Here is a 12,824-nt window from a genome sequence, read left to right on the forward strand (position 1 = left end):
TGTGTTCGTGAAGTCTGGTGTTGTGGTTGAGGTGAGAGACTTAGTAAAGATATACAAGTATAAGGGTGGTGAGGTACAAGCACTTAAGGGAGTCACTGCATCGTTCGCGCCGGGAACGCTGACGTGCGTAATGGGTCCTTCAGGCTCTGGTAAGACAACACTCTTGAACTTGATAGGAGGTATTGATACGCCGACAGGCGGTCAAGTAAATGTAGGTAAGATTAAAGTTCACGAACTTAAGGGTGTTGAGCTAGATAAGTATAGGTTAATGAATGTTGGCTTCGTCTTTCAAGCACTCAACTTGATACCTACTCTGACCGCTTTAGAGAACGTAATGCTCCCTGCACAGATGGCGGGCCTCAGCAGACAGGAATCAGTTAAGAGAGCTCACGAGCTACTAAAGTTAGTCGGACTAGGAGATAAGGCTAGCAGGTATCCTGAAGAGCTGAGTGGTGGTGAGCAACAAAGGGTAGCTATAGCTGTGGCGCTAGCTAACGACCCCTCACTAATCGCAGCTGACGAGCCTACAGCCGAGCTCGACTCACAAAACGCTAAGAAAGTCGTTGACGTGCTCGTCGGACTGGCTAGAGACTACGGCAAGACAGTAATCTTGGCTACACACGACCCTAGAGTAGCCGTCAACACAGACAGAATACTAAGACTAGAAGACGGCAGACTAGTAGGTGAGGCAAAGCCTATAGACCTAGAAAAAAGCGTCGTAAGCAGTGCGCCACGAGAAGCCTCAGCAACTCTCTCAGAAATAATAAAAGTTAAGATAGCAAACATAGAAAAAGAAATAAGAGAGACTGAAGAGATGTTTAGAAAAAATATGTTGTCGGCTGAAGAATTCTACTCAAAAGCAACAAAGCTTAGACTCATGAAAGAAGCTTTAACAGAACTGCTGACTTCCATAGGCAGTTCCTAAAAACTCACAACTAAAGCCTCGATGTAATTGTCTCGAGTCTCATATCAGTTGATGTAGATGGAAACGCTTGTAATTGTCTTTGGTGCTTCATGTGCGGGAGTAGTTTGATGATGGTTTGAAAGCCCTGTAGAATGGCTCTCCCCAAGTTACTCAAGACGTGAAGGTACGCAACTGTTTTAGTGTGTTAGTTTATAAGGGTTTTGCAGGATTTTCTCATGATGAGAGATACTTCAAGCTACCCTAAAGATAGAATTAGATGTGAGTCTCGTGCTGTTGGGCTCGAAGGGTGTCCATGACCCTCGCGTGGAGTAGCTAGTAGCCACAGTGAACCGCGGGGTAGGAGGCACAACTCGCCCTAGAAAAACCTAGGACGGGAAACGGAAAAAGAAATAAGGCAATGAAACCAACACAAGAGCTGAACCCCTTATCTACCCACTACAAATCTCCCTCACATTAGATAAGATCCTCTCACAGCAGAAAGGCAAAGATGTTCGTGCTAAACCTAAGTGATCATCTATACTGCTAGAATTATGAAAGAGGCCTACTTTCGGTTGAACTATAATGATGTACGAGACATCACAACTTTGCAACTTTATAAGTATTGGGCTATCATTTACTGATGGAGGTTGGGATAGTGCTTAGTATACATCAAATACTTGAAGTCACCATAGTTATATACATGACATCCATGGTTTTATTCTTGTTGAGAGTATTGAAAGGACCCACAATATTTGATAGAGTTATAGCTGTTGACGCTTTAAGTTGCGACCTCACAGTATTTATGGCTTTAATAGTTCTCTATACTGGGAGATACCTCATAGCTTTTCCTATGGCTTTAATAGCTTTATGGGCTTATGCACTAGACCTCTACGTATCTAAGTATGTAGAGTTTGAGGATATAGGTGAGTAGTTGTGGAGGTTATTATAGAGATAATTAAGTATTGTGGTGCATTCTTTTTACTACTCGGAGGTTTTTTTGAGATTGTAGGAGCCATAGGTATTACGAGGATGCCTGATTTCTTTACTAGGGCGCATGCTGCAACTGTGGCTGCTGTGGGAGGCGCGGTCTTACCTTTATTAGGCATAGCTTTAATATCTCTAAGCTTTACAGAACTTGGCTTAAGTAGATTGTATCTAGCAGGTTTATGTGTTATTACAGCTTTGTTGTTACTCATAATTGTCCCTTCTGGGACTCACGCGATCGTAAGAGCAGCTTATATAAGTAGGAAGAAGGGTAATCGAGACAGAGTTGAGGGTGCTTAAATGTTAATACCTATCTTGATCGTTTTAATAGCGTCTATGCTCTCCGTAATCATGGCTTACTTAACAGTCATTGAAAAAGACCTGCTCTTAGCTACAATTTACATTGCTTTCATTGGAATACTCTATACGTTAATATACTATATCTTGCTAGCCGCGGACGTTGTGCTAGCATACATACCTGTGTCGTCTATACTTCTCCCAATCATAGTTATTATAGTCCTCAAGAAATCTAAGAGGCTTGAAGAATGAATTCAAGAAGAATTAGAATGAGGTACAGGAAGAGAGACATACTCGTAGCAATGTCATTGGCTATACTAACACTCGCGTTAGCTATGGTTCTGAATATTGGTGGTCTAGGCATATTACCTCCTAGAACCCTGAGAGGGTTAGCGCGTTCAATAGTAGTGAACGCCTACAACCCATGGAACACCACCCTAACCTCATATTCACTTAACGCAGTGTCCGCGGTAATATGGGACTATAGAGGGATAGACACCATATTTGAAACTGCTGTACTCATGGCGGCCATAACAGGTGTGGCAACTATTCTTCGGGGTATAACAGATGCGAGAGAGTCTAGAGGTCGAGGCATGTCGATTATCGTGAAGTCTTCGACCAAGATAGTTGTGATACTCACGCTTATTGGTTCAGCATCTCTATCTATACACGGTCATCTAACGCCTGGCGGAGGATTTCAGGCAGGATCAGCTATTGCCGTCACAGCATCATTAATTATTATAGCATTTTCTCTTCAGTTTCTGTATAGACTAGGTATTAGCAGGGAACTTATGCTTAAGATTAGGTACGCGGCGCTAATGACGATACTTATTATTGCGTTAGTTCCTCTCGTGTTGATAGTTTTGGGCTTCGGATACGCATACATATTGCAGAATCAAGTTAAAGAGGACTCAGTCTTCTCGATGCCCTCTAAATTTTTCACGACTCCTTTAGCCGGCACCGTATTCATCTTCAACGTTCTTGAAACCATTACCGTCGCTTCAGCCATTACGTACGCTATACTTACTATATTAGTCTACGAAGGCGATAAGAGTAGCCACGTGGGTGGACTTAATGAATAATCTAGACCTACTAACTCTGGCTTTCTCCGTAGCTGTGACGACATTTGTTATAAACATTGCCATAGCCACGTACGGCATATTTGCAAAACACAACTTAGTTAAGAAAATCTTAGCTTTAACAATATTCTCTGATTCTATTAACATGTTCTCTATAGCTATAGGATTCAGAGTTGTGGACGGGTATCCTTCACCACCAATACTAGAGACAGAGCCTAGAAACCCACAAGATTTACTGAAGTTTGCAGAGGTTAGCGTAGATCCCTTGCCTCAAGCATTTGTAATTACAGCTATAGTTATAGGGTTTTCCGTTATTACGTTCCTCTTGAGTCTAGCTCTTCTCTACTACAAGTATTATCAGACCTTAGATATAAGAGTAGCCGTAGAGGTAGGAGAGCATGAAGAGGATGTTTAATAAAATCATCATAATGATAACTTCTTTTATTTTATACACTATGTTTACTGGCATATTAACAGAGTTAACGATAGTTGCAGGTCTGGCAATATCCTTGATAATTGCAGTAGCGTTCGACGGCATAATCATCAAGAGAAAACTTTTTCCACGAGATGTGGGTAGGCTAATCTACGTATTTGAGTACCTGTATCACTTTATTGCCGTAGAAATAACTGACCACCTCAAGATTGCTAAAGTTATTTTAAGTAGAAGTATCTCTGTAAATCCAGATATAGTTGAGGTGCCTCTAGAGTTAAACTCAGACTACGGAGTTTCGATAGTAGCATTGACCATAACGAATGCGCCGGGTACAATAGCTGTAGACTTTGATAAAGACAGAAGTACCCTATATGTTCACTGGCTTACGGCCAAGCACGGGAGTGTTGAAGAAATTAAGAAGGAAATCATAGGAGAGTTCGAGATGCTAGCTAAGAAAATATTTGAGTGACTCTAAGGGATGAGAAATGCACAGTCCTGAACCCAGTTTAATACCGTTCATATGCCTTATGCTAGCAGCTTTAGTGCCTCTTACTTCAATGGTCGCTAATAAGAAACTCAGTAACTTAATAGCTCTTCTGGGAAGCATAATAATATTCACTATCGCGTTAAGGTTATTTATGGTCATTGAGAGTGTTGGCGTTGCTGTATATAGGTTTGGTGGATTCCCCGCGCCTCTAGGTGTCGTGTATGTTTTCGATCAGTTCAATTCTTTTCTAGCAGTGTCCGTATCTTTCGCTCTCGTTTTAACAGTAGTTTACGTGGTAGTGTTTGAGAGCAGTGAGCATAAGTATCTACTATATTCTCTAATTTACCTCCTCATGGCCGGCGTCTACGGCTGTCTTTTCACGGGTGACGTATTCAATTTCTATGTATCTATTGAACTTGCCGCGATGTCTTCATATGCTTTAACAGGGTTTTACAGGGGGAGGAAAGCTGTAAGAGCTGCTATAATTTACGGCATCGCAGGGACAGCCATAACTTCTTTCCTACTTCTAGCGTGTTTCATATTGTACGGTTCTTACGGGACCCTGAATATTGCTGATATTGCTTTAAAGAGCCGTAACGTAAATTTAGAAGTTGAGTTTTCAGGAGGCGTTTTCGGAGATATTTTGTTACCCTCTAAGATTTCCTTAGCGCTCATAACGTGGATTTTCTTATTCAAATCAGGTATAATACCAAATCATTTCTGGCTTCCAGAAGCATACTTAGCTGCACCTCTCCCAGCAATAGTCTTATTCACGACTTCAGCTGACATCTTAGGCATTTACGGGATAGTACGACTCTACTACCTAGTTTTCTCGGAAGGCAGTCTCATTAGCGACTTTAGAGCTACGATGTTAGGTGTGCTCTTTTTCTTAGGAACTGTGTCAGCAGTTATTGCGTCTATGCTTGTAGCAAACCAAAGGACTATCAGGAAACTAATCGCCTACAGCTCTATTTCTCAATTTAGTTTATCTCTACTTGGGGTAGCGTCTGGCACAGCAGAGGGCTTGTCTGGATCAATCCTGCACCTCGTAGTTAACGGACTCGGCGATGCTTCTGTGCTTTACAGCGTAGGTATACTAAAGTATTATTCGAGTAATCCTGTTAAGGGGGGTAAGCGTAAAATTATACTTTCTTTAGCACGAGTCACACTAATTGTGGGGCTCATTAACCTCTTCGGGGTAATACCTATCGTTCCAGGTTTCTGGAGTAAAGCTCTTTTAGTTTTAGGTCTTGTGAAAGCTGGCATGACTGTAGCTGCTATAGCAGTGCTGGCATCAACGGGTCTTTGTGCTATAGGATACTTCAGCACGTTAATGAAGATCTTGCAGAAGTATAGGAGCACTAATAACTTGAATGATTCAGGTAGTAAACACGATATAGCTGTAGTAGCCTCTATCTTCATACTAGCGTCTATACTTATGGCGTGTCTTGGGCTCGGCATAGGGCTCACAGTATATGATACTCTTAGGGATAAGGTTGTTGAATTCGGTTACGGTGTGTTAGATAGCTGGACGTACATCAAGACTGTAATACCTTAATGTATGCAAATTAAGCTGACGAACATAGTTATAAAGGGTGTGTTGAAGTATTAAGAGTGGATCAGAATGTACAGTAGCTTAGCCACCATCGCAGTACCGTTAGCGTTTATCTTTGCTGGGAGTGTCTTAACTCCCAGGTTTAGAGTCTACGGTATTGTAATACGCGTTATAGGTTTTGCATTACTTAGCTTAAACATATCCTTCTCTGACTTATTCAGTAGCTTAATACTGCTAACTTGCATAATCGTAGGAGTCGTGATCTCAGGTTATTCTGTGAAGTACTCTATCCTTAAATACGGGAATACTAATCTAGTGCCTCTACTAGATTTATTCGTAGTGTCTATGATCTTGGTGTTTGCTTCACAGTATCTAATAGAGTTCATAACTTTTTGGCTTCTTACCGAACTTCTAGGCTTCTTCCTTATAGCGTACGATTATATGGCAAGAGGTGATGTAGTCGCTCTATATGCTGCAGTAAAATACCTTTTATTCTCGATGATTCCAACCGATATTGCCTTATTCATAATTTTAGCGTTAGTGGGTTTCGAAGAAGCGTTCACTGTGCCGATAAGAGAAACGTTTGTTAATCTTACGAATCCAGCTATCTTAATAATGGTTATAGTTGGGTTCTTTTCTAAAGCAGCTATATTCCCTTTACATTTCTGGCTACCTGATGCGCATAGCATAGCTCCAGCACCAGCTTCAGCACTCCTCTCAGGACTTATGGTTAAGATGGGCATCTACGGCCTATACCTCATCAGCTTCTACCGAATCGACACGTCGCTAGCCGCCTACACGATGCTGTTTTCAGGCTTCTTAACAGTAGTTTACGGGGCCCTCCAAGCCTCTCTTCAGCGCGATATAAAGAGGTTACTCGCTTACAGCACGACATCTAACACAGCCTTAATCACGGCCGCACTGGCTCTGTACTTCTTAACCATGGATAGAGTATTCGTGGAAGCTACAATACTCTATACAGTCGCTCATTCCTTCTACAAAGTAACGATGTTCTTGGACTCAGGACTCATAGAGCTTGTTACGCACGAGAGATATATTGAGAGACTGGGATACATGAGTAAGGTAGTCCCACTAGAATCTATAGCCATCCTGTCAACTATTTTAGCCATATTAGGAATGCCCCCCTCAACAGGATTCATAGCTAAAGTATTCTTATTCACAGCAATATCGAAGTACTTAGCTAAATCTTGGGTGTACTTAGCAATGCTAGTTATAGCGTCTATAAAGGTGGCTCTTTCAATAATCTACAACGTGGTCTACCTAAAATCTCATTATAGGGGAGATGCAAAAGTGCCAAGCATTGAAGACATTGAAAGAAGTAAGAGTGTATTAAGCTTACAGCACTATGTCTTAGCTTCCTCACTATCGATTTACTTGTTCGTTGCGGCACTCCTAGTAATTAAATATACAGGATATATAGAACTAGAACTCTTAAAGAAAATGTTCACGACGCTGTTAATCTCTACAATACTATTTATAGTGCTTGGAGCAACTATGTATACAATGACTAAAGGTCTTAGTAAGGAGAGGTCAGCATAGCTATGAAAGAGCAGAAATTGAGCGAGCAATACGTTAATAGCGTAAGGAACTTCTTCTATGTATTCATACTATTATCGATTATAGCTACAACGACTTACGGAATTATTACCAAGGATATAGTTTCTCTTGAGGGAGGATTTAAGATAGCTATAGTACTAGTAGCGCTCAATGCCGTAATTCAAGGTATACAAACAGCTGTAGTGTTTGCCGCAACAGTGTTCACGCTACTCATACTATTTTACTCTACGCACCTAAGCTACAGCGTAGCTACAAACTTAATTATGTATATAGTAACGTACACGTCAATTCTAATAATGTATAGTACTAACCCCAACGTTAATGAGCGCAAGATTAAATATGTAGAGGTAGGAGCTCTGTATTACGTCATAGCGTCATTTGCCTGGACTACCACAGAGGAGGGCATGCACTGGATGCCTGCAGTGATTGCCATACCTTTCGCCGCCTTCGCGATGTTCTTATCATATAGTAAAACACTAAAGAATAAAGGGATTGTAAGCTACTTAATGAGTGTGACATCATCTATTCAATCAAAAATTAACGCATTAGTGGAGCTATATATAAAATCAAAGTGCGTTGCGACTAGCGGCAGGACTAGAGTTTTTATGACTATTGAGATACTTAGCAACAAAGTGAGGTCTCTGAAACACTACATAGGTTTTGAGAGAATAGACCTCGACAGGAAAGTAGGCGCCTTGTCTGAGGTAGGGGGATGCCTTGACACTCAGTTATACAAGTTTATATCCGTAATGAACTCAACAACGAAGTTCTTTACTGAGTTAGAGCACAGGATGACTGAGAAACTCCGTAGAATATCCTTAGCAATAGAAAAACTACAGTATGCCATGGAGCACAACTTTACTCTACTATTACTCTTAGTCAGTATGTTTGTGCTAACTGCGCTATTAATCTACATAGTAGTGATAAGTTCGTAAGCATAAAAATAAAGAATTACACAGGAAAGCCTTGTCTTCCTGATTTAACCTCATTTCGTCCTGCTAGTTATTTTAAGGTATTATGCCCTCATTAACTCCCTCTCCTTGTAAGCGCCGAGCAACGCGTAAATCAAGATAATTATTAAAGCTATACCCAAATTATAGCCTGACATAGAAAGCCATGAAGCAATTACGAGCAGTAATAACCCTAAGAAGACTCTCGTTACTGCAGGACTCGTAGTGAATATCTTCTTAGGAGGTGTCTTAGGCTCAGCTCCGTAAAACCACACTCCATTGACGTACAGTATGATTATCCATGGAAGTAGGGGGACCTCATTTAGAGGGGGCGTCATAGTTACGGCTATAGCACATATGAGAGATACTACAAGTATTGTGAAGTCTCTGAAACTCGTTGATATCTTAACGTGTTTGAAGGTGAGGAAGGCAATTAATAACGTGGCTACTGAAGCTATGAGCAGATTAATTAATTCTAGTGAGTTCATTTTTGTACACCACCTATATTATTAAAGACTCGAGAGCGTTTAAGTCTGTGTTTAACTTAACCCTCAACCTACCCTCAAAATCTAGTGTCTTTTTATCAACTTCTGTGAATGGAAGGTATATGAGTTCACTCACACTTGTTGACGCGAATGTTATCTTGCCTCTATAGTAATTGTTAGCATTCATTATGTACGAATCAGCTAACTTCTCTACAAGTACTGAAGCTATCAGCGGCGGCACTGTTTTAGCACGTGAGGGGATGCTCGCTTTAACCTTCCTAGAAAGGAGTTCATTAATGAATTTTAGAGCTGGGGCTTCCTCAACCCTGTCGGGCGGTATTGGTCTGCCAGCACTCACCCCGAGCACGTCAAGCACTGGCCCCTCAATAACTGGTGCGGCGCCAGCAATCATCAGCTTTATTGACGACTCAGCGCCCTTCTTAAGTAAGAAGCCCTTCACGTAAGAGAATCTCGCCTCAACAATATAGTAAGGAATGTAGTAGGTTCCCTGACCCCGCACCACGTTCAACTCGCTAAATCCGGTCTTGCTGTAGACAACTTCTTTAACGCGTGTAGTGATTTCAAGCAAGTCTTGGATAGGTCTCTTGTGCGTTTCTCTCACCCTATTAAAGAGGGGTACGTACTTCTCAAACCACTCCATCATTTTCAGAGGGTCTTCACCGACGGTAAAGAGCCTGTGTGCTGTTTCTATCACGTTTGCTAGAGACTCAGCACACAGTTTCTCTGCCTCAAGTATCCCTGGATTGGCTTCAGGGACTGCTTTACCAGAAATTTTCTGCAGTAGTGAGTTGTATAAGCTTACCGAATTATTTATTAGTGTGAGAGAAGCTGACGTGTTCCTATTCCATAACTCGTTTATGGCGCTAAGCATAGAATGTACTGCTTTCAGCCTCTCCTTAACCAACGAATACTCAGGCAACTCAGGTATTACTTGAAGTGCCTCCTCACAATTCTTAAGAGCAGTTCTAGAATCATTATTGCTTAAAGCCCTAAACATGTTAGCTAAGTACGCCGTGAGATTCTCATACAATAGTGTTTCACTAAGTAGCTTCTGGTCTTCCTCAGCGACTGCAAAGTCTTTGAGACTCTCTATCTTTAAAGCTTCTTCAAAGAATCGTTTAGAATCGTCGCTTAAGACTAGTTTTGCCGTAATAAACGGCGTTATTGGCTGAGAGAGTTGCTGTAGATACTTAGCACGCACGTTTGCACGAGTTAAGCTAACCTTAGGTTTTATTAAGTTCTGGAAGATCTGGTACCTGGCCGCGACATCAACAGTAGTTGATGTGATAACTGATGGAGGTAATATCTCCCTAATCCATTTCTCTAGCTCCCGCTTCAGATTCTCAACATATTTTGACGCGTCCACGATTTTATTCGTGTAACCACAATACTCGCACTTAATCCAGCTATCGCCCTGCTTAGGTTCCGGGAGTGGCGCTCCACAATTAGTGCACCTAAGCTTGTATACTTCCACCAAATCACCTTAATACTCATTTAATTCGTTAATTTATTTCCTCTCAAACCTGACGGTAGTTCTCATGAGGTCTACCCTAGCCTGCAATTCTCTTATCCTCGCGTTTATGCGTTCCTCCATGAGCCTCATCTCTTTAATGGCTAGGTCGTAGTAATACTTAGCTATCTTGTCGCTCAAGTCACGCACCATAGTATAGCAGACCCTGCATACGGCTATCTTTCCGTCATCACTGATTAAGTAGGGTGCATCTCTGTAGTACTTAGACTTAATGTAGTCGTTTACTGATGCCGGCAAATATATATAGTTTACTTCCTCGCCCTGAATCTCTCTATGACATACCCAGCACTTAGTAGATTTGCCCAGCTTAGTTATTCTCTCATTAACGAACTCTCTTACTTCTGGAGTAGCTTGCTGTAGGAAAGCAAGCGCCTCCGAGTAAATCTCTACAGCATTACCTGGCTCGTTTTCTTCTACCTTGGTTGCTCTGATTATTTTAGCGTATCCCAGTAACCTGAAACCTATGACGTTGAGTGGTTCGTGAATACCTACCAAATCTTCTAAGATTAACCTTCGTGTTCCCTCAGCTAACAAGACGTTGGCAACTTTCTCATACTTCTCGGCCACGCTCAAGTCCATAGACTTAGCCTTACCTATCTCGAAGCTTGGCAAGCTAGCTAACTCAGCTAGTAATTCTAATTCACGAGTTAAGTCTGGAGGATACACCTTACTGGCTAGTCCTAAGTCTAGCTCAGTACTAGGGTCTAGTTTCCTGCACTGCTCAGAGGCCTTCCTGAAAGACTCTGGAGTCTTCTTGATTAGAGCGTCGTAGAATAAAGCGTAGAATAGTGGTAGGTCTGCCTTACTAACTAAGCTAGTGTCGCGTGACTTACTGGCTACTTCATAAGCTTGAAGAAAGTTCTTCACAGCACCCTCTAAATTACCTTTATTGCGGTCACTAAAACCTTTGCTCATTAAGTCATTAAATTTCTCTACGTCACTCTTGAAGAATATCATCGCTACATCTCCTGCTTATACTTTTCTAGGAGTTCTTTCTTCAGCTTATCATACTCTTCCTGAGTTATTAGCCCTTCATCAAGCATCTCTTTAAGCTCTCTCAGCTTCTCAATTACTGGAGACTTCTTTTGCGGTGGCTGAGTAGGTTGTTGCTGTGGTTGAGGAGCTTGTGGTGGCTGAGCTTGCTGCTGGACGACTGGCTGTAATAGTCCGGGCATGGCGACTAGAGCGCCCATCCACCCAGCCGCCGGAGACCTCCCCAAAGCTCTCATGATCTCAACAGTCTTAACGATTTCTAAAACCTTGTCTTCATCTCCTTTCTGGATAGCGAGCAGTAGTGGTAGGCCGTAAGTCGGGTCTTCTTTCTCCATCTTCTCAAGTTGCGGGAGACTCACACCACCTATCTTAACATCTATTAACTCTAAACCCCTCTGCTTGAAAGCATCGTATATGTTACTTGCTTTTATCTTTGCAGTAACCTCACTTAAGTTTGAGTATATGTCTATGGCGGTGTATTTGCTTATCTCTTGAATGAAGCTCTCGACAAAGTAGTTCCTGATGAAGTCCGCAACCATAGGTGAGGAGATCTCTCTAACAGCTCCGGCAATCTGGGTTAAGAAAAGGACAGGATCACTAATACGATACCAGAACTCGCCGAAGCTCTGGAGTTCAGTCATGTAGAGTGTTCTAGGACCTAGCTTAACCCTCGTTGAGAGACCGAACCTACCTCTGAACTGCTTAAGTGATACGAACACTACGCGGGCTTTGAAGGGGGTCTCCCCATACCCCATGACTAACCTGTAAGCTCTCGTGAGAAGCGGCAAGTTCTGAGTAGTCAGAACGTGACGACCTGGGGGGAGAACATCATATATCTTGCCGTCCCTCATGAATATAGCTGTTTCGTACTCATGAACTACTAACACAGTACCCCAGCGGATGTCCTCGTGTGGGTAGACCCACAGAATGTCGTCAGGACCTGGATTAACCCACTCAATCACGTTAGTCTTACTCACGAATCATCACCTCGTAAACCCCGACAATATATCTTCCCTCTCACTCAACTTAACTTCATATTCGTTAACGAATCTCTCAACATCTGAGAGCAGAGAACGTAACTCTCCTGAAGGAGTGTCAGCCGAGACTAGCTTGCCAGTAAGTGTGTTCAGGGAAGTTATTATGTCAGCTAACTGTAAATCGTGTTCAAGCATCTTAACTAGTTTCTCTTCATCTACTTTAGTTACGTGAAATAATGGTTTATATCCATACGGCGCGTGCCTAGTCTTCTCAGCTAGTGAATCAATTCTGTAGATGAGCGACTCTAAACGCTTAGCGTCTTCTCTTAACCCCTCCCTAGAAACTATGGCCGAGTACAAGCGCCTGAGATCTTCTAGGCTCTTCCTCAACATCCTGAATAGCTTGTCTCTCACAACCCTATCAGTTTCTCTAATAAGTTCTTTTTCTTTATAACCCCTATAACCAGGAAACACCATAAGGAGTTTCTCATACAACCTAACCTCTCTCTGACTTAAATCTCTTAACACGTCTGACAAATGACTCACCTTA

General features: G+C 42.0%; 15 protein-coding genes. 10 read left to right on the forward strand and 5 right to left on the reverse strand.

Going from position 1 to position 12,824, the window contains the following annotated elements:
- Position 1: 1 nt before the first annotated feature.
- From QXL29_04980 to QXL29_05025, 10 genes are all read left to right on the forward strand, one after another.
- Positions 2-925: an ABC transporter ATP-binding protein gene (locus tag QXL29_04980; GenBank protein ID MEM2283948.1), complete on the forward strand. Its 924-nt coding sequence runs from the start codon at positions 2-4 to the stop codon at positions 923-925.
- Between the two features lie 634 nt (positions 926-1,559).
- The gene (locus QXL29_04985) at positions 1,560-1,835 is read left to right on the forward strand and encodes a monovalent cation/H+ antiporter complex subunit F (GenBank protein MEM2283949.1); all 276 of its coding nucleotides are present in this window, start codon (positions 1,560-1,562) and stop codon (positions 1,833-1,835) included.
- Positions 1,836-1,837: 2 nt separating this feature from the next.
- Positions 1,838-2,188: a monovalent cation/H(+) antiporter subunit G gene (mnhG, locus tag QXL29_04990; protein ID MEM2283950.1), complete on the forward strand. Its 351-nt coding sequence runs from the start codon at positions 1,838-1,840 to the stop codon at positions 2,186-2,188.
- Positions 2,189-2,437, forward strand: coding sequence for a hydrogenase subunit MbhD domain-containing protein (locus QXL29_04995; protein ID MEM2283951.1), 249 nt, complete (start codon positions 2,189-2,191; stop codon positions 2,435-2,437).
- Entirely contained in the window at positions 2,434-3,267 is an 834-nt protein-coding gene (locus tag QXL29_05000) for an MnhB domain-containing protein (GenBank protein ID MEM2283952.1), read from the forward strand. The genes QXL29_04995 and QXL29_05000 overlap by 4 nt, the downstream gene beginning before the upstream one ends.
- Complete coding sequence (locus QXL29_05005) at positions 3,260-3,679, forward strand: cation:proton antiporter subunit C (protein ID MEM2283953.1); 420 nt, start codon at positions 3,260-3,262, stop codon at positions 3,677-3,679. Before QXL29_05000 ends, QXL29_05005 begins: the two co-directional genes overlap by 8 nt.
- Positions 3,663-4,166, forward strand: a complete 504-nt coding sequence (locus tag QXL29_05010) for a Na+/H+ antiporter subunit E (GenBank protein ID MEM2283954.1) — start codon at positions 3,663-3,665, stop codon at positions 4,164-4,166. The genes QXL29_05005 and QXL29_05010 overlap by 17 nt, the downstream gene beginning before the upstream one ends.
- A gap of 73 nt (positions 4,167-4,239) precedes the next feature.
- The gene (locus QXL29_05015; GenBank protein MEM2283955.1) at positions 4,240-5,742 is read left to right on the forward strand and encodes a proton-conducting transporter membrane subunit; all 1,503 of its coding nucleotides are present in this window, start codon (positions 4,240-4,242) and stop codon (positions 5,740-5,742) included.
- Between the two features lie 66 nt (positions 5,743-5,808).
- A complete protein-coding gene (locus QXL29_05020; GenBank protein ID MEM2283956.1) occupies positions 5,809-7,299 on the forward strand; it encodes a complex I subunit 5 family protein in 1,491 nt (496 codons plus the stop codon).
- Positions 7,300-7,301: 2 nt separating this feature from the next.
- A complete protein-coding gene (locus QXL29_05025) occupies positions 7,302-8,252 on the forward strand; it encodes a hypothetical protein (protein ID MEM2283957.1) in 951 nt (316 codons plus the stop codon).
- A gap of 80 nt (positions 8,253-8,332) precedes the next feature.
- Here the strand turns inward: QXL29_05025 and QXL29_05030 are convergent, their stop codons facing one another.
- The 5 genes from QXL29_05030 to QXL29_05050 are packed head-to-tail and all read right to left on the reverse strand — an operon-like array spanning position 8,333 to position 12,820.
- Positions 8,333-8,755: a hypothetical protein gene (locus QXL29_05030; GenBank protein MEM2283958.1), complete on the reverse strand. Its 423-nt coding sequence runs from the start codon at positions 8,753-8,755 to the stop codon at positions 8,333-8,335.
- Positions 8,756-8,768: 13 nt separating this feature from the next.
- Positions 8,769-10,247 carry a hypothetical protein gene (locus QXL29_05035; GenBank protein MEM2283959.1) on the reverse strand — a complete coding sequence of 493 codons (1,479 nt, stop codon included), beginning with the start codon at positions 10,245-10,247 and terminating at the stop codon, positions 8,769-8,771.
- Between the two features lie 33 nt (positions 10,248-10,280).
- Entirely contained in the window at positions 10,281-11,261 is a 981-nt protein-coding gene (locus QXL29_05040; GenBank protein ID MEM2283960.1) for a hypothetical protein, read from the reverse strand.
- A 2-nt stretch (positions 11,262-11,263) separates the two neighbouring features.
- Positions 11,264-12,274 (reverse strand): SPFH domain-containing protein, encoded by a 1,011-nt coding sequence (locus tag QXL29_05045; protein MEM2283961.1) that lies wholly within the window; start codon positions 12,272-12,274, stop codon positions 11,264-11,266.
- Between the two features lie 6 nt (positions 12,275-12,280).
- Complete coding sequence (locus QXL29_05050; GenBank protein ID MEM2283962.1) at positions 12,281-12,820, reverse strand: hypothetical protein; 540 nt, start codon at positions 12,818-12,820, stop codon at positions 12,281-12,283.
- Between the last annotated feature and the right edge of the window lie 4 nt (positions 12,821-12,824).

Source organism: Zestosphaera sp., assembly GCA_038843015.1.
Taxonomy (GTDB): domain Archaea; phylum Thermoproteota; class Thermoprotei_A; order Sulfolobales; family NBVN01; genus Zestomicrobium.

Bases quoted from the DNA above. Each gene is read 5' to 3' on its own strand.
- QXL29_05020 (MEM2283956.1), top strand. From the start codon at position 5,809: ATGTACAGTAGCTTAGCCACCATCGCAGTACCGTTAGCGTTTATCTTT.
- QXL29_05040 (MEM2283960.1), bottom strand. From the start codon at position 11,261: ATGATATTCTTCAAGAGTGACGTAGAGAAATTTAATGACTTAATGAGC.
- QXL29_05025 (MEM2283957.1), top strand. From the start codon at position 7,302: ATGAAAGAGCAGAAATTGAGCGAGCAATACGTTAATAGCGTAAGGAAC.
- QXL29_05000 (MEM2283952.1), top strand. From the start codon at position 2,434: ATGAATTCAAGAAGAATTAGAATGAGGTACAGGAAGAGAGACATACTC.
- QXL29_05030 (MEM2283958.1), bottom strand. From the start codon at position 8,755: ATGAACTCACTAGAATTAATTAATCTGCTCATAGCTTCAGTAGCCACG.
- QXL29_05005 (MEM2283953.1), top strand. From the start codon at position 3,260: ATGAATAATCTAGACCTACTAACTCTGGCTTTCTCCGTAGCTGTGACG.
- QXL29_05010 (MEM2283954.1), top strand. From the start codon at position 3,663: ATGAAGAGGATGTTTAATAAAATCATCATAATGATAACTTCTTTTATT.
- QXL29_04995 (MEM2283951.1), top strand. From the start codon at position 2,189: ATGTTAATACCTATCTTGATCGTTTTAATAGCGTCTATGCTCTCCGTA.